This is a genomic window from Aeribacillus sp. FSL K6-2848, from assembly GCF_038004325.1.
In the GTDB taxonomy this organism is placed as follows: domain Bacteria; phylum Bacillota; class Bacilli; order Bacillales; family Aeribacillaceae; genus Aeribacillus; species Aeribacillus composti.
Window position 1 is genome coordinate 1,449,738 of sequence record NZ_JBBOQQ010000001.1, and the last position, 16,858, is coordinate 1,466,595.

Here is a 16,858-nt window from a genome sequence, read left to right on the forward strand (position 1 = left end):
ATGTTGGAACAAAAAGTAGCGGATGCTGTTGAGTTTTTTCGCGGTGAACCTGGCTTTCACCGCCTTTTTTTGCTGATGAAAAAGAAATATCAATCACTCGGGAGAATCGGCGGAACGGTCAAATTAGACGGTTTTTCCTTTGAAGAAAAAGAAGCGCTCGGGGCGTTTTTTGGGAAGGATTTTCATCAAGAATCTACTCCTTCGGTTTCATTAAAAATGTTTGCCGAACAATTAGAGAAAACGCGCTTTGCCGGTATACCGCTCGTTACGTTACTTGAGAATTATTTTGGTGAAGACATTACAACCAATCAAGAGAAGAGGGAAACAGATCGGAAGAAAAAAGAAGAATTTTTTCAAAACCTTATTCATCAATATCCCGAACAAGCAAGGCTTCTGTCTTTTATAGCTGAATCAGCTCCCCAAAACCGCTTTATTCATATCGCCTATTCGCAAGATCGGGAACATTTGGAGACTGTTTTAAAGAATGTGTGCACTGCGCTTCAACATTTGCCGAAAAAAGGTGATTATGAACGTCTTTCAATTTTTTCACAAAAAGTGCTAAAAGATCCGCACGCATTTGACTTACATACGTTTCAAGGAAAAGTATTTCTTCATGCACTTCAATTTTACTCTGATCAAGACTATGACTTATCATCAGTCGAGGAAGTCAATGAGCTCCTGCAATCATTTGGCATTTTACGGGAAGATATTTTAAACTTTGTGACATGTGCGGGAATTTTGACAGAAACGGAACAGGGAATTCATTCTGTGTTTGCTTCTGCTGTAAAAACCAATACAGTACTCAATGTGCCATTGCGGGAAATATTGAAGTTAAAGCGTGCATATCCTGCTAAGGGGCAGACCGTATTTGTCGTTGAGAACTCAGGCGTATTTTCCGCTTTGTTGGATTTATTTCCTGACGCTTTTCCGCCGCTGATTTGCACAAATGGGCAATTTAAACTAGCGTCACTAATGTTAATAGACTTAATCATCCAAGAAGGTTGTCAAATATATTATTCTGGAGATTTTGATCCTGAAGGACTAAAAATGGCGCAGCGATTAAAGGAGCGGAATCAGGAGCATATTCATTTATGGCATTTCCAATTAGAAGATTACTTAGCGTCATCTCCAGAGGTTTTGCTGTCGGATGACCGAGTAGCGAAACTAGAAACTGTTACGATCGAAGAATTGCAGCCGATCAAAGAGAAAATGCGGGAAATAAAAAAAGCTGGGTATCAAGAAGAAATCCTGAAGAAGCTTTATGAAGGTATTTGTCGCCACATGTGGGATTAGGCTGGAAACATGATTTGCGAGTCTGTTCCCATTCGATTTGCTAACAATGCGCGAATGGGGACAGGTGGTTACATAGTAAAGAAAATACTCGTTTGGATAGACGTGCTTACTTTTCGAGTTTATATTAACATATTTCATTATTTGAGGTTTTAAGCTTTTTGTTGGTTTTAAATTAACTCGAATGTCTATTTCTTTTTCTATATGATGAGCTTGCTCATTTTGGTGCAAGTGGTCAATAATTCCTATGTTGAAATGGAAAGACAAGCGAATTATTTTGCAGCTGCTCTAATATTGCCGAGGAAGCTCTTCCTATACTCATATAAAGCTAGAGGAGTTTATTAATGAAAGAAATTTTGGATGGTTTCTATAAATGCGATGATTGTAAGAAGTTATCATATATGTTTAATAAGTTACAATTCAATACCAATGCCAGCAAAAGCAAATGTACCAAAGGAAATAAAAACACTCAGTTGAAATTAAGTTGGACCGCCAAACTCTAATGGAGAAAAGATTTGAAAGTACCAAAACAAGATTAATCTAGATTTAGAAATTTTGCATCAACTCTTTCAAGGAAATTCAAAAAATTCGCGGTTAAAATAAACCAGATTTTACAAGCTCAAGCATCTGAAAGGATCGGATTTGAAATTGGCTAGTATTTTTAGACCCATCCATTTTTACACAATTGTACGGACTTAACTCTATTAAATAGATGTATGACTGGAAATGATATATATTGTAAAATTTATGATAAAATAGCACTATATACATGTTCTTATGGGTGAGGTGTGTATATGTCGCAAAATTTTCGCTTTTTAGAAGAAAAATGGGAAGTTCTCGCCCGTGTTGGGGAAACAGCTGAACGAAATGTCTATCAAAATCCAAATGTGGCGATAAGTGAGCTTAGAAAATTTGCTGAAACTATAACAAAATATATTTTAGCGTTAGAAGAAATAAAGGAAGAACGTAGAACTGATCAACAGGAGCGTCTGAGAATTCTTTTTTATGAGCAAATTCTGCCGAAAGAAATATATGACTTATTTACGGTCATTCGTTTGAAGGGGAATCAAGCGGTACATAATCCGAGCTATGGTGAAGTAAATGAGGCAAAAGCTTTATTGCATATGGCGTTTCGAATTGCGGTTTGGTTTATGGAAGTGTATGGCGATTGGTCATTTCAAGCTCCAGAATATATCGAACCGACACCGCAAACATCTATATCAGAAGATGAATTGAACGATGTAGTTAAGTCATACGAAGAAAAGCTTGCTCATTTGGAAACAGAGCTTGAGAAGATACGCAAAGAACAGCTATATATTAGCAATGAAGAGAAACAAAAACGACGTGAATATTCACAACGGGCAGTCGCCAACTTTGAATTGACGGAAGCAGAAACCCGTATTCTTATTGATCAGCAATTGCGAGATGCTGGCTGGGAGGCTGATTCAGAAAAGCTGCGTTTCTCAAAAGGAGTTCGTCCGGAAAAAGGAAAAAACATGGCGATTGCGGAGTGGCCTTTAAAACATGGTTACGCTGATTATGCTTTATTTATTGGCCCCGAGCTAGTAGGGATCATTGAAGCGAAACGTGCTAGTAAAGATATCCCATCTGACATTGAGCAAGCAAAAGAATATGCAAAACTTATTGTTCGGCATGGCCATGAAGTGATCCATGAACCATGGGGAGATTACTATGTTCCATTTTTGTTCGCAACCAATGGCCGCCCCTTTTTAAAACAGTTAGAACAAAAGTCAGGCATTTGGTTTTTAGATGCGCGGAAATCAACGAATCACCCGCGACCACTTCAAGGATGGTACACTCCTCAAGGACTGAAAAATCTATTAGAAAAAGATACGGAACGTTCGGAACAATTTTTGCGTGATGAAAAATTTGATTATCTTAAATTACGAGACTATCAAGTCAAAGCTATTCAAGCGGTCGAAAAAGCATTGGAAGAGAAAAAACGCAGCATTTTAATCGCCATGGCAACCGGAACAGGGAAAACAAGAATGGCGATTGGTCTCATTTATCGATTGATCAAAGCAAATCGTTTTAATCGTATATTATTCCTTGTCGACCGAAAAGCTCTTGGAGAACAAGCGGAAAGCGCTTTTAAAGAAAGTAAGCTGGAAAATTTCCATACGTTCACTGAAATTTATAGCTTACAATCGTTATACGATCAAAAACCAGATGATGAAACGAAAGTACATATCGCTACCGTACAAGGAATGTTAAAACGCATTTTCTACAACGAGAAAACAGAAGACATTCCATCGATTGATCAATATGATTGCATTATTGTCGATGAAGCCCATCGAGGCTATACACTAGATAAAGAGATGAATGACATAGAAATTGAAATAAGAGATCACAATGACTATGTAAGCAAATATCGAAAAGTACTTGATTACTTTGATGCCGTTCGCATCGGTTTAACAGCAACTCCTGCGCTGCATACTACAGAAATTTTTGGACCGCCGGTTTTCACTTATTCTTATCGTGAAGCAGTCGTCGATGGATATTTAGTCGACCATGAACCACCATATCAATTTGAAACGGTATTAAAAAAGGAAGGAATCACTTGGGCCAAAGGTGAAAAGGTCGACGTATATGATACGGTTTCCGGCACAATTTCACAAGAATACCTTGAAGATGAAGTGAATATTGAGGTTGCACATTTTAATACAAAAGTTATCACAGAAAGCTTTAATCGTGTTATTATACGAGAGTTGACGAATTATATTTCTCCTGACGATGAAGGCAAAACATTGATATTTGCAGCGACAGATGATCACGCAGACTTAGTCGTACGTCTTTTAAAAGAAGAATTTGAAAAAGTATACGGTGAAGTCGAAGACAATGCGATTATGAAAATTACAGGCTCCATTAAAGACCCATCAGGTGCGATTCGACGCTTTAAAAATGAAAAATATCCAACTATTGTTGTGACGGTGGATTTGCTAACGACAGGTGTCGATGTTCCAGCAATTACAAATCTCGTCTTCTTGCGCCGCGTTCGCTCTCGGATTCTTTATGAGCAAATGCTAGGCCGAGCAACGAGAAGATGTGAAGAAATCCGAAAAGATCACTTTAATATTTTCGATGCGGTTGGAATCTATGAGTCTTTAAAACCATATACAAGCATGAAGCCTGTTGTCACTCGACCAAATATTTCACTGACTCAATTAGTAGAAGAATTAGAAGGTTTAGAAAAAGAAGAACACCTTCAGCATCAACAAGAACAAATTATAGCCAAAATCCAACGAAAAAAACGCCAATGGTCAGAGAAGCAGCACCAAGACTTTAAAGTATTATCTGGTGGAAAAACAGTTGATGAATTTATAGATTGGGTAAAAAACTTGAATCCTGCTGAATTAACTGGACAGTTAAAAGAGTATAAATCGATGTTCCGTTATATGGATGAAAATCGCTATCGGGAAAATAAACAATATATTTCCACGCATGAAGATGAACTTATTGGAGTTAAACGCGGATATGGAAATGCGGAAAAACCGGATGATTATTTACAATCATTTGGAGAGTTTATCCGAAACAATATGAACAAAATCCCTGCGCTAATGATTGTATGTCAACGTCCAACTGAATTAACGAGAGAAGAGTTAAAGAAATTGTTGCTTGAATTGGACCAAAAAGGTTTTTCCGAGAAAAAATTACAAGCAGCTTGGCGCGAGGCGAAAAATGAAGACATCGCAGCGGACATCATCGCCTTCATCCGCCAGCAAGCGTTAGGCGATCCGCTTATTAGTCATGAAGAACGAATTAAACACGCCATGAAGAAAATTTACCAAATGAAAGCATGGCCGCCTGTTCAAAAGAAATGGCTGGAACGTATTGAAAAGCAATTACTGCAAGAATCTGTTCTTCATCCGGACCCTGAAAAGGCTTTTGAATATGAACCTTTTAAGAGCCGTGGAGGCTTTAAACAATTAAATCAAATTTTCGATGGACAATTAGCACAAATTGTTCGCGAAATTAATTATAATTTGTATAACTATCACCAAAAGAAGGAGCAAGCGTAGATGAACAACAGAGAAATCGTCCAAAAACTATGGAATTTATGTAACGTTCTTCGTGATGACGGCATTACGTATCACCAATATGTGACAGAGCTAACATATTTGCTGTTCTTAAAAATGATGAAAGAAACCGGTCAAGAATATATGATTCCTGAAAAATATCGTTGGGATTCGTTAGTAGAAAAAGACGGGATCGCACTTAAAGAGCATTATCAACAGCTGTTGCTTGATTTAGGAAAAGAGGAAAATGAATTATTAAAACAAATTTATACAGATGCGACATCTAATATTAGAGAACCAAAGAACCTAGAAAAAATTATTCAATCGACCAATAACTTAGATTGGTACAATGCGAAGCAAGAAGGATTAGGGGATTTATACGAAGGGCTGTTAGAAAAAAACGCGAGCGAAGTGAAATCGGGAGCGGGGCAATATTTTACGCCTCGCGTCCTTATTGATGTTATTGTCGAACTTGTCAATCCTCAGCCGGGCGAACGCTGCCATGACCCTGCTGCGGGAACATTCGGCTTTATGATCGCGGCAGATCGCCATGTTCGTAAACAAACCGATGATTATTTTGACTTATCTCAAGAAGAAATCGAATTTCAAAAATACAAGGCATTCTCAGGAGTAGAGCTTGTCAGAGACACGCATCGTCTAGCGGTCATGAATGCGTTGCTTCATGATATTCATGGGGAAATCTTGTTAGGCGATACCCTCTCTTCACTAGGTGAAAGTTTGAAAAATTTTGATGTGATTTTAACGAATCCGCCTTTTGGAACAAAAAAAGGAGGCGAGCGGGCAACACGAACTGACTTCACCTTTACAACATCGAACAAACAGTTGAATTTCTTGCAGCATATTTACCGCGCTCTCAAGGCAAACGGCAAAGCCCGTGCCGCGGTTGTCCTTCCAGATAACGTCTTGTTTGAAGGCGGGGTAGGAGCCGACATTCGCCGCGACTTAATGGATAAGTGTGATTTACATACAATTTTACGCTTGCCAACTGGCATTTTCTATGCCCAAGGAGTGAAAACGAACGTTTTATTCTTCAACCGCGGGACAACAGATGTCGGCAACACGAAAGAAGTATGGGTGTACGATTTACGAACAAACATGCCTTCCTTCGGCAAACGGAATCCGCTAACGAAAGAACATTTTGAAGGATTTATCAAGGCTTATACGGCAGAAGATCGCAGCCAAGTCAAAGACGAGCGCTGGAATGTGTTCACACGTGAAGAAATTGCGAAAAAAGGCGACAGCTTGGATATTGGTTTAATTGCTGATGAATCCTTATCCGTCTACGAAAACCTGCCAGACCCAATCGAATCTGCAGAAGAAGCGGTGGAAAAATTAGAACTAGCGATTTCGTTACTAAACGAAGTCATTGCCGAGTTAAAAGCTGTCGAACAACCGAACACCTACCAAACAGATTCTAAAGAAATGCTAAAAGTCGCAGAAACATCTGAGGTGCTTGAAAAATGAGCAAAAAGAAACAAAAATCGATGGAAGAACTACTAGAAGAAGCATTAGTGCCGGAAGAAGAACAGCCTTATAAAGTGCCGGAGAATTGGGCATATTTTTACTTCACTTCAATATTAGATATTCAGGGCGGAACACAACCTCCTAAAAGTCAATTTATAAATGAACCAAAAGAAGATTATATAAGACTAGTTCAGATCAGAGATTTTGCGTCAGATGATTATTTGACATATATTCCATACACAAGTAAGTTAAGATTAATTGAAGAAGAAGACATCTTAATAGCAAGGTATGGAGCTTCAATTGGCAGGATTTTAACAGGACTAAGCGGTGCATACAATGTTGCATTAGCTAAAGTAGTTTATCCAAAAGAACATATTTATAGAAAATACTTATATTGGTTATTACAAACAGAACATTTTCAAGGACCTTTGAAAATGATCTCTCGTTCAGCCCAAGCAGGATTTAATAAAAATGATTTGTCTAACATTAAATTACCATTACCTCCTTACAATGAACAAAAACGCATTGCTGAGAAGATTGAGCGGCTTTTTGCGAAAATTGATGAAGCGAAGTGGTTAATTGAAGAAGTAAAAGGGTCGTTTGAACTTCGCTGGGAAAGCATTTTAGACAAGGCATTTCGAGGAGAGTTAACTAAAAAATGGCGGTCTAAGAGCTCAATCATTAAAAGTGCTGATGATATTTTTAAAGAAATTCAAAATGTCTATAAAAAAAAGAACAAAAGAGATGAATACGAAATTAATCCACCTTTTCCAATCCCTCAAAATTGGAGATGGGTTAGATTAGGTGATATTGTCGATATTAACCCAGCTAGGAAGAAATTAGAGGATATTGAAGATATTCAAAGTTGCTCATTTATTCCTATGCCTTCTGTAAATGATAAAACAGGTGAAATAGAAAATCCAGAGATTAGGAAGTATGCTGAAGTCAAGAAAGGTTATACATTTTTCCTTGAGAATGACATTCTTTTTGCCAAAATAACTCCATGTATGGAAAATGGAAAAACTGCCATTGCTCATAATTTAATAAATGGTTTTGGATTTGGATCAACTGAGTTTCACGTGATTAGAACAAACCCTTATATTAACACTAAGTTAATATATTACTTACTCCGATCTAAAAAATTTAGGATGGAAGCTAAAAAGGAAATGACAGGAGCAGTAGGACAACAACGTGTACCTAAATCATTTTTAGAGAATTATTTATTTCCATTGCCACCAAAAGCAGAACAAGACAAAATTGTTGAGTTATTAGATCATTTACATGTTAAAGAAGTCGAAATTAGTAAAATAGAGGCATTAGAAGGAGAAATAGATTCACTACGTCAATCTATCCTTAACAAAGCCTTCCGCGGCGAGCTTGGTACGAACGATCTAACCGACAAACATGCGATTGAGTTGTTAAAGGAAGTGTTAAAATCTAAATAAAATATTTATGTAGGAGGGGCTGTCTAATAAGTCGTTTTTTGGCTTATTGACGGCCCCCCTTTTATGTTTTAGAAACGTTGATATATCGATGTTTATGATTTTTTGTTATCAATAGGGATTTGACTTTCTGGACAGCCCCTCTTTTTTCATTGCGCAAAGTTGTGAAGCGGGATAGTACACTCATTCAACATTGTCTTCGTCATTCTGTTATTTGTACTACGCATATTAACTACAACAGACCACATACTTACTTTCTTGCTAACACATTTGCTAACGTAATTATTTTTTTAAGTTAAATTTAATGAACGGAGTTAATTTTCAACAGCTAAAAAACCTTGATAAATCAAACTTCTTTTGCATATAATTTACAGGCTTTCTTATTCAAGGAGAACGAAAATAGGGAGAACGCTGGATTTTTGAACTTTCCCTCCCTCCCTCCTCATTGTCCAATCTGCCCGACTTGCTTCGGACGGACAACTAACATGTCATCGAAACGAAAACAATGGATTCATGGCTATACTGGGTTGAGCTTTCCATAGAAAGACATCGCTACCAAGCCTGTTCCCTTACAGTTACCGTTTCCTATCCGGGGCTTCCGTCTCTCAGTATCGCGACGGAATCGTTTCAATATTGTGGGTCGCCCAGATACGTATCGGAAAAACGATTCAAGAAGTCGCTCGCTTGTTATAACTCGCTTACACAACAACAGCAGGACGCTGGTTTTATCAATACCGACTCTTTTACCAGCATCGAATCCTACAAGTAGTATGTGCGAACGTTAAATGCATAAATGTAAAACATTCGGCGAAATGAATTTTTATTGCATCATAGGTATCTATTCTTTTTTCAGTTTTTGGAGAGTGATATAATTGAAAGAACAAGTTGAGGTGATGGAGATGGAATGGCAGGAAGTGCGTTCACTGTATCCGAACCAATTTGTGAAATTACAGGTATTGAGGTCTCATTTACAGGGTGATCAGGAGATTATTAAAGAGGTGGCTGTCATTGAAACGGTTTCGGATGAGGATGCAACTCGTGAGTTACTGCAATCAAAAGGGGATCAGCTTGTTTATCACACTAATCACAAGGAGATTGTCTTAAAAGTTCGCGGAACGATTGGTCTGAGGGGAAATTTTCGTTATGCAGATTGAATATCGTGATGGGTTGTTGTTTACATCGATAGAAATTGTTTATCAAGGAAGGGCTAAGTTGATTGATAATATGGTCATTGATACTGGTGCTGTCAAAACACTGATTTCTCAAAATGTAGTAGAGGATATTAATTTACGAGTAGAGATGGGCGATCAAATTGTTACTTATTACGGAATCGGAGGAAAAGAGCACGCATTTACGAAGAAATTGGACTCGATTAATTAGGTTCTTTTCAACTGAGAGAGTATGAGATTGATTTTAGTGGGATGGATAACGGTTTGTTAGGATTAGATATATTTCTAGACGCTGGATTTGTTCTAGACCTAGACAAATTAGTAATGTACCGTTCCGGTCCAAAATAAAAATAAAGGTAGTTGTCTGTGATTCAAAAAAGAATTCGTGCCACTGTGCATCATCCGAAATATGTCAAAGTGCGGTAGATATCAGTAAAGAGAGCCTTTGATAAAATCATCCGACTCTTTTTTTGATTTATATTCAGAAAATTCTGTTTAAAATTCCGATCTTTTTCCTCTTCATTCCGCATTTAGCAATTGGTGAAGTAAAGATTCACTGACTTCGAAATCTGAATTATATTGAAATACCTAATCACAACATCTTCTGTTAACACTAAGTCAAATATGATTATACTTGCAACCATCTTTATCCTGTTCAATTAAAAACTCGAAACGGAATGTCCGTCCCGAGTTTTTAATTGAGCTTGATTCCTAAAAGTTTAAGCTATGTCACTCTTGACATCTCTTGTTTTTTTGCTACCGAACTAAGATAAAGCAGGTCACGAGTTTGCAGCCATTGGATGTTCTGTTTTTTCATTTTATGTCATTGGTCAATTTTTAATTTTTCAGGGCTTGTTTTACGGTTTCCTTCAGAGGGGTCAAGGATCCGATCAGTTTTTGCAGATCATCTGATGTTTTGGACGCTTCTCCTTTGGAAATCGCGTCATAGATCGCTGCCGTAATTTCAGCAAACGGCTCAGGGACACCAGCGTTTACGAGGAAATTTTTCTCTTCTTCGAATGAGACAGGCTGATGCACGACTTTTTTGCCGGAAACCTCGGAGAGAATTTGGGCAAGTTCATCAAAGGTCCACGGTTGATTGGAAACAAGGTTATACGTTTTGTTTTCATGCCCTTCCTCTGTAAGAACCGTTGCGGCAGCCAAAGCAAGTTCATTGCGTGTTACTGAATTAACGATCCCGCTTCCCGCATTCGTAACAATTGCTCCAGACTCTATGGATGCGCGCAGCCACTCATTTACAAAAAAGTCCGTATATAAGGCATTACGCAGGAAAGTATACGGGATATTGGTCGTACGGATGGCATATTCCGTTGCTAAATGAACGTGTGCAAGGGGAATTATTGATTCCTCAGCAAAGGCATATCCTGTGTAAGCAATATGTTTGACTCCCGCATCTCTGGCAGCTTTTACGACATTTGCATGTTGAACGATACGAAGCGTATTATCAGAATCCGGACCTGAGATAAAGAGCAGCTTGGAGACACCTGCAAAAGCCTTTTGAAGAGATTCCGGTTGATTATAGTCGCCATGGCGAACTTCCACGCCTTGATCGGCAAGAGTGGAGGCTTTTTCAACATTACGCACGATGGCAATGATTTGACTGGCGGGAATTTTTTTGAGCAAATGTTGAATCACAAGCCCACCGAGTTGACCAGTAGCACCTGTAACCGCAATTGACATAAACATTTCTCCTTTTTTTCTAAAGATTTTTTAATAAATAACATCATCTAGGTGGCGGAAGCCAAAAATAAACGAAGGCGGCCGCAATTGAAGACTGGATTGAGGAATGACTGTTTATTATGTATTTCGGCCATTCTTGCCCACCATTATAATTGCATCAGAAATGTAAATCAAATCTTATGCCTGTGCTGCTAAACAAGGTGAATGCCTCCTATCATTTTGTCGCGCCTATCATAGATAAGGACGTGCAATCAAAATTCTTACAAGTCAACTCCCCTTTTTAGCTTTTTAATAGTTTGCCGCTGTTGTTCAACTCATGAAAAAGTTATTTTCTCTTTCCCTAAACTAGATAAACCTATGATGCTTCGTGTTTTTTTTATATATGATAGAGATTTTTTGTCCTCTTAAACAGTTTTTGTTACATTCACATAAGGACAGGGGATCTGGGGTAAGTTCTCAAATTGAGAAAAAAATACTCCAAAACAACGGTTTGATATTCTGAATTTTCTGTTAAAATGTAGGTGAGCAATTCATAAAATTTTTTGAAGGAGAGACTCAACATCAGATTGCCGATCCATATTGAAATCGGTGGAGGTATTGAAACGGGGAGCTTTACTGAAAATATAGCTGAAAGCGACAAATCGATGGAAGTCTTTCAAAATCGTAAGTTATAGATCTTCTAGATAAACCTGATCCGGTTTTACGAAGTTTACAGGGGAGCCGATTGCCACTTGCCTTTTTTGTGGTGAGTTACATGTCTATTTCGATAATCCTGATTCGGTTTATTTTACGAAGTTAGTTGGAGTGAGGATTTCCATTGGTTCTCTATGTCGTATGCTATAAGTCTATTTCGATGATTCTGATTTGTTTTTACGAAGTTTGCAGGGGCAAGGATTTCTATCGGTTCTCTTTGTCATGAGTTATAAGTCTATCTCGATAATCCTGATTCTGTATATTTTGTGAAGTTTGAAGGGGCTACGATTCCTACTTGGACTCTTTGTCCCTTGAGGTTACATAAATCTTAATCCGGCGGGTCGAACCGGTGATGGCAGAAATGCAGAGCATCCGTTCGTTCATTTTGTCTGATGGAAAGAAAAAGGTTTGGTCAATTCAATAGAGTGATTATCCTCAAATAATGACGAAAAAGCTGGCTGCATCCAATACAAATGAACGGCCTCATCCAACTGCCTTTTTTGCATAGTTGCGAAGTACAACCTGTCGTGCAGTATCCATGCCGATCAGGATGCCGTCAAAAAGATTTTGATTCTATCGTGTTTCTTTTTTCACTGAAAAGAGGGGAGGAATGAAAATGCCAGGGGCCGTTTTGCGACAGGCTGTTCAGGATGCGACGGGAATTACCTGGGAAGAATGGGTTACCACCTTGAAACAGGCTGTGGATTCTTCTTGGTCTCACGAACATATGAAGGAGCACATATGTGAACAATTTCAGGTGTCGGATGAATGGGGGGAAGGCTGACCATCATGTATGGACAGCTGCTCGGCAGGATTCCTGTTGGTGTCACCAAAGATGCGGGCGTTCAAATCGGCGTCCGAAAAACGATAAAGGTGGAGCAGGAAAAGGTTTGGGACTATTTGACTTCGCCGCAATGCTTGCCCTTATGGATCGGGGACGTCTCCGAGTTTCGACTGCAAAAGGGTTACGAATTTAAATCTAAGGAAGGTATCTGCGGGAAACTTACGGTAGTTTTGCCATTTCGAAAGCTCCGCATGAAATGGAAACTTCCGGAATGGGAAAAGCCTTCCCGGCTTCAATTGTATTTGCTGCCCACGGATTCAGGCAAAACGACGATCGCCATCCATCAGGAAATGCTGGATGATGTCTATGTAAGAGAATTGATGAGACGCTTCTGGGCAGACAAGCTGAAGTGAAGGGGCGCAATGAATAGATACAGTCATATCGATTTAAGAGTAAATTCATGGGAGAAAGTGCGCACGTTTTATGAGAATCTTCTTCCTGCATTGGGTTTTACCCGCACTTTCCATTCGGAAAAATGGAAAGTGTTTGCAGCGGAGGGAGAGCTTCCGAGCGTTCCTTATTTCGCTATCACGGAAGATCCCAATCATAAGCCAAACGAGAATTTGATCGGGTTTTGGGCGCATGACCGGGAGGAGGTGGACCGGATTGCAGAGTTTGTTGTTCGATATGGGGGCACCACCGACAGCGGTCCCTGGCAGTTCCCGATCAGTCCGACTTATTATGCGGTTTATTTTCAGGATCCTTGCGGAAACAAGTATGAAATGGTCCACCGATTAAATTGATTCAGCACCCGTGTTTCCCAGCCGAAACCTTTTCTTGCTGCTAGCTTCTTTTAGCGGATATCGGTTACGGTTTCCGATTTGTGCGGGCAATTTCCCGCTTGACGGCCGGTGCCACTTTAGTACCCAGCAGTTCGATGGCACGCAACACTTTTTTGTGCGGCAGCGTGCCGACGGTCAATTGCAAAAGGAAGCGATCGTGGCCGAAAATTTCATGCTGGAACAAGGTTTTTTCGATCACTTGCTCAGGGCTGCCGACAAAATTGGCGCCCCGTAAGGAAAGAGAGAACTCGAACTGCTCCCGGGTCAATGGCGGCCAACCGCGTTCCCGTCCCAGCCGATCCATCATCGTTTTAAACGCTGGAAATGCAATGTCAGCTGCTTCCTGCGACGAATCGGCGAGAAAACCATGTGAATTGATACTGAGGTGTGGCGTTTCGTGCCCCGCCTTTTGCGCTGCCTCCCGGTGTAATTGAGCAAAGGGCGCGAACCGTTCGGGCAGACCACCGATGATGCCCAGTGCCATCGGAAGACCGAGCATGCCTGCACGGACGGCCGACTCCGGGGTTCCTCCAACGGCTATCCAAACCGGAAGCGGATTTTGCAGGGGCCGCGGATAGATCCCTAGATTGTCCAGCGACGGACGATGCTTTCCCGCCCATGTGACCCGTTCGGATTCTCGCAGCTTGAGCAGCAGATCAAGCTTTTCTTCAAAAAGCTCGTCATAATCTTTCAGGTCGTAGCCAAAAAGGGGAAAGGATTCGATAAACGAACCGCGGCCGACCATGATTTCAGCGCGGCCTTGAGTGAGCAGGTCCAAGGTGGCAAATTGTTGAAACACCCTCACCGGATCGTCAGAGCTTAAGACGTTTACTGCACTGGTCAACCGAATGCGTTTGGTGCGGGTCCCGGCAGCGGCCAGCACTACCGCTGGAGCCGATACGGTGTAGTCGGGACGATGATGTTCGCCAATGCCGAACACATCCAGTCCGACTTGATCGGCTAGTTCAATTTCCTCCATCAAGTTTTGCAGCCGTTCCCCCGGGCTGATCAATTGACCGGTTTCCGGATCAACCGTCCGTTCTCCAAATGTGTAAATGCCGATTTCCATCCGTTGGCCCCTCCTTTGATTACTGTTCGTTCATACCGATGTTAGATTTATCTTACCTTATTTATTCGAAGCTAGGCAATAAAAAGGGCTTAAGGCAGCAATCGCCTTTCCTCAAGGGTGTTTTGCTATGGATGGGAAGTTCGTTTCGGACAATTTTATCGTAAGAAAAATTTAGCTGACAGGGAAGACGAGATGCCCCAAGATTTTTCCTTAATTCGCTTATGGAGAGGGAATGCTGGTGTGTTTTGTCGCTGTCCCAACGTTTTTGATTCATTAGCGGAGCGGGAAAACCGCACGGTGCTTTTCATATCCGTTGTTCGCTTCCAGACTGGGAATAACGCCTGTCTATTATCCAAAAGCATTTTTCTCCCGGAAACGGGCATTTTGCGGAACCCAAAAATCATGACGTATCTTCATAGAGGCTTCTTTAGAATGCTGAGAGCGGAGGGATTCTTTCTTCCATCTATTTAAAATAAATCTTGACGTTTGCCGGATATCCAACATATGCCCATACCAAAGCCGTGGCGAATGCATAAAAAATATTGAGATGTAAATTGTTACAACGGGAGGTATGGAAAATGTACCCGGAACGTCAATTTTTCGGAAGGAGACCCTTTTTCTTCGGAGGGCGGAACCGCTTTTTCTTCGGTGCGCCGTTTTTTGGCGGCTTGCTCGGCGGCTTTTTAGGTAGTGCACTGGTAGGACCGCGGCCATATCCGTTTTATCCGCCGTATTACGGAGGATTTTATGGCGGTTATCCGTACTATTGGTAAACGAAAATTTTTTCGACGAGCTGTCTTAAACGGTCATTTTAGAATGACTTTAAGGCGGCTTTTTTTATCCGCAGATTGCAAGATGTAATTCGGGATCAAAGGCAGATGTCGATTCATCATATAACATCGCTTTTGGTTCCATAGCAAGCTCTTGTGCAATTGCCACGCGCTGTTGTTGTCCTCCGGAAAGTTGACTTGGGTAATAGTTCATTTTTTCAGCTAAAATCAACTTTCTTTAAAATAATTCTCCGCAGTTTTACGAGCGGCTTCCTAGGAATTGTTGGGGGCTTTATCTGTACCAGCCATTTCATTTTCCAGTGCCGTCACCATTGGAAATAAGTTAAAGCATCGAAGAGCCATTCTTATTTCTTTTCAAAGAGCAGCTACATACTTTTCATTAAAAAAATAATGTCCAACTATTTTAACTGTTCCTGATGTAGAAAGACATCTTATTCTATTGGGATATGCCCTGTATAGATTAAAATTCATAACTGTACCAAGCTTAAGGTTAAGGCAAAAATTTATGTTCCATTTTTCTCTGCCTTTCTTTTCTTAAACAGAGTATATTTTTCTATTTTAAGTGGTACAAAAATAAGTCCATAATCAGAGGTCATTCCCCGTCTGTATGTAAATCATCAATATTCTGGAAAAGCTTTACCCGATAAGCCACAAAAATAAAGCGGACGGAAGAAAAAGAACAAGTTTTCTTCGTCCGCTTTTTGTATAGTTTTTTATTAAAAGTGGTTGGCTTTGTGTCATAGCTTCTGTCATGTAGAGAATAAATTGAAAAATTTACTGCCTTCCATAGGTCTTTTATCTTCACCAATAAAGAAATCAAGAAACTGACTATTATATGTTGGCTTGTTACTAATCAATTGATCCTAAATTTCTTGTGATTAACAGGCTAATTGTCATACATTCGATTAAAACTTTTTACCTATCGATTTTAAAAATAGTTCATTTTAACTATACCATTTTCACTATAAAATTTGTTATACAATTAAGTAAGAGGTATTATTTGATAAATTCCTACAAATTTCTACAAAAATATAATTTTGTTTCGGCAAACTACTCGAAAGGGTAGGACGCAAAGCTAAAGGGGCTAAATCTATTTTGATTAGACATGCCAGCCAGCTGCCCTTCCTATAAAGAATGGTTTTGATTCTTTTTAAGAAGGTTATTAGCGGATGTATTGTCTATTCAACTGCCCTCTTTAGAATTTTTAAGGGCAGTTTTTTTATTTTTTCATAGGAAAGGAGGCTTGGTGATGGAGTAAAATAAAAATACATATTTTTTGGCAAAGTTCATTCTATTGGCCCATTGCAAAAACATCTCAGTCGTTCTAAACCCTCTGTGTCAAAAGGGAGTATGAATTTCCCAGGGAATATTCCTGAAATTGATTTGCTTCAACGTCTTCCCGGAATTTCATCTACTGATCAAACAGATTAGTGGTAGTAATAGTTAAGGAAGTAGATGTAGGAAATATTTCATGCATTAAAAGAAGTAATCGACATCAACGAAGAGCAACTCCAACCCTACACCTACTATTCCCCAAAACTATAAAAAATTTTTT

At 39.7% G+C, this 16,858-nt stretch carries 12 protein-coding genes, 2 pseudogenes and 1 riboswitch; of the genes and pseudogenes, 11 read left to right on the forward strand and 3 right to left on the reverse strand.

Annotated elements, in window-relative coordinates:
* From NSS70_RS07205 to NSS70_RS07235, 7 genes and pseudogenes are all read left to right on the forward strand, one after another.
* The gene (locus NSS70_RS07205; RefSeq protein WP_339194830.1) at positions 1-1,293 is read left to right on the forward strand and encodes a TIGR02679 family protein; all 1,293 of its coding nucleotides are present in this window, start codon (positions 1-3) and stop codon (positions 1,291-1,293) included.
* A gap of 252 nt (positions 1,294-1,545) precedes the next feature.
* A complete protein-coding gene (locus tag NSS70_RS07210) occupies positions 1,546-1,635 on the forward strand; it encodes an ImmA/IrrE family metallo-endopeptidase (protein ID WP_339195707.1) in 90 nt (29 codons plus the stop codon).
* A 449-nt stretch (positions 1,636-2,084) separates the two neighbouring features.
* On the forward strand, positions 2,085-5,330 hold the full coding sequence (gene hsdR / locus NSS70_RS07215) for a type I restriction-modification system endonuclease (RefSeq protein ID WP_340881151.1): 3,246 nt from the start codon (positions 2,085-2,087) through the stop codon (positions 5,328-5,330).
* Positions 5,331-6,812, forward strand: coding sequence for a class I SAM-dependent DNA methyltransferase (locus NSS70_RS07220; protein ID WP_144597534.1), 1,482 nt, complete (start codon positions 5,331-5,333; stop codon positions 6,810-6,812). It abuts the gene before it with no gap.
* Positions 6,809-8,257, forward strand: a complete 1,449-nt coding sequence (locus NSS70_RS07225; protein ID WP_340881154.1) for a restriction endonuclease subunit S — start codon at positions 6,809-6,811, stop codon at positions 8,255-8,257. Before NSS70_RS07220 ends, NSS70_RS07225 begins: the two co-directional genes overlap by 4 nt.
* Before the next feature lie 896 nt (positions 8,258-9,153).
* Positions 9,154-9,408: a hypothetical protein gene (locus tag NSS70_RS07230; protein ID WP_340882484.1), complete on the forward strand. Its 255-nt coding sequence runs from the start codon at positions 9,154-9,156 to the stop codon at positions 9,406-9,408.
* Positions 9,398-9,771, forward strand: a pseudogene (locus NSS70_RS07235) (retropepsin-like aspartic protease). Before NSS70_RS07230 ends, NSS70_RS07235 begins: the two are co-directional and overlap by 11 nt.
* A gap of 489 nt (positions 9,772-10,260) precedes the next feature.
* Here the strand turns inward: NSS70_RS07235 and NSS70_RS07240 are convergent.
* Positions 10,261-11,124, reverse strand: coding sequence for an SDR family oxidoreductase (locus NSS70_RS07240; RefSeq protein ID WP_340881155.1), 864 nt, complete (start codon positions 11,122-11,124; stop codon positions 10,261-10,263).
* 1,309 nt (positions 11,125-12,433) lie between these two features.
* Here NSS70_RS07240 and NSS70_RS07245 point away from each other — a divergent pair.
* From NSS70_RS07245 to NSS70_RS07255, 3 genes are read left to right on the forward strand one after another with little or no spacing between them, the layout of a single operon-like run.
* Positions 12,434-12,601, forward strand: a complete 168-nt coding sequence (locus NSS70_RS07245; protein ID WP_340881156.1) for a hypothetical protein — start codon at positions 12,434-12,436, stop codon at positions 12,599-12,601.
* Positions 12,586-13,014: an SRPBCC domain-containing protein gene (locus NSS70_RS07250; protein ID WP_340881158.1), complete on the forward strand. Its 429-nt coding sequence runs from the start codon at positions 12,586-12,588 to the stop codon at positions 13,012-13,014. The genes NSS70_RS07245 and NSS70_RS07250 overlap by 16 nt, the downstream gene beginning before the upstream one ends.
* 9 nt (positions 13,015-13,023) lie before the next feature.
* Positions 13,024-13,404: a VOC family protein gene (locus NSS70_RS07255; protein ID WP_340881161.1), complete on the forward strand. Its 381-nt coding sequence runs from the start codon at positions 13,024-13,026 to the stop codon at positions 13,402-13,404.
* A gap of 64 nt (positions 13,405-13,468) precedes the next feature.
* Here the strand turns inward: NSS70_RS07255 and NSS70_RS07260 are convergent, their stop codons facing one another.
* Complete coding sequence (locus NSS70_RS07260) at positions 13,469-14,512, reverse strand: LLM class flavin-dependent oxidoreductase (RefSeq protein WP_340881163.1); 1,044 nt, start codon at positions 14,510-14,512, stop codon at positions 13,469-13,471.
* A 578-nt stretch (positions 14,513-15,090) separates the two neighbouring features.
* Between NSS70_RS07260 and NSS70_RS07265 the strand changes: the two genes are divergently transcribed.
* Positions 15,091-15,285: a hypothetical protein gene (locus NSS70_RS07265; protein WP_340881165.1), complete on the forward strand. Its 195-nt coding sequence runs from the start codon at positions 15,091-15,093 to the stop codon at positions 15,283-15,285.
* Positions 15,286-15,370: 85 nt separating this feature from the next.
* On the opposite strand, the pseudogene NSS70_RS20820 reads toward NSS70_RS07265, so the two are convergent.
* A pseudogene (locus tag NSS70_RS20820) lies at positions 15,371-15,487 on the reverse strand (ATP-binding cassette domain-containing protein); the annotation flags it as partial.
* Between the two features lie 850 nt (positions 15,488-16,337).
* Positions 16,338-16,427, forward strand: a riboswitch (cyclic di-GMP riboswitch).
* The last annotated feature ends 431 nt before the right edge of the window (positions 16,428-16,858 follow it).

What these genes read in the sequence shown, in the direction of transcription:
- NSS70_RS07205 (WP_339194830.1), top strand. Translation starts at nt 1, where the DNA reads ATGTTGGAACAAAAAGTAGCGGATGCTGTTGAGTTTTTTCGCGGTGAA.
- NSS70_RS07210 (WP_339195707.1), top strand. Translation starts at nt 1,546, where the DNA reads ATGGAAAGACAAGCGAATTATTTTGCAGCTGCTCTAATATTGCCGAGG.
- hsdR (WP_340881151.1), top strand. Translation starts at nt 2,085, where the DNA reads ATGTCGCAAAATTTTCGCTTTTTAGAAGAAAAATGGGAAGTTCTCGCC.
- NSS70_RS07220 (WP_144597534.1), top strand. Translation starts at nt 5,331, where the DNA reads ATGAACAACAGAGAAATCGTCCAAAAACTATGGAATTTATGTAACGTT.
- NSS70_RS07225 (WP_340881154.1), top strand. Translation starts at nt 6,809, where the DNA reads ATGAGCAAAAAGAAACAAAAATCGATGGAAGAACTACTAGAAGAAGCA.
- NSS70_RS07230 (WP_340882484.1), top strand. Translation starts at nt 9,154, where the DNA reads ATGGAATGGCAGGAAGTGCGTTCACTGTATCCGAACCAATTTGTGAAA.
- NSS70_RS07240 (WP_340881155.1), bottom strand. Translation starts at nt 11,124, where the DNA reads ATGTCAATTGCGGTTACAGGTGCTACTGGTCAACTCGGTGGGCTTGTG.
- NSS70_RS07245 (WP_340881156.1), top strand. Translation starts at nt 12,434, where the DNA reads ATGCCAGGGGCCGTTTTGCGACAGGCTGTTCAGGATGCGACGGGAATT.
- NSS70_RS07250 (WP_340881158.1), top strand. Translation starts at nt 12,586, where the DNA reads ATGGGGGGAAGGCTGACCATCATGTATGGACAGCTGCTCGGCAGGATT.
- NSS70_RS07255 (WP_340881161.1), top strand. Translation starts at nt 13,024, where the DNA reads ATGAATAGATACAGTCATATCGATTTAAGAGTAAATTCATGGGAGAAA.
- NSS70_RS07260 (WP_340881163.1), bottom strand. Translation starts at nt 14,512, where the DNA reads ATGGAAATCGGCATTTACACATTTGGAGAACGGACGGTTGATCCGGAA.
- NSS70_RS07265 (WP_340881165.1), top strand. Translation starts at nt 15,091, where the DNA reads ATGTACCCGGAACGTCAATTTTTCGGAAGGAGACCCTTTTTCTTCGGA.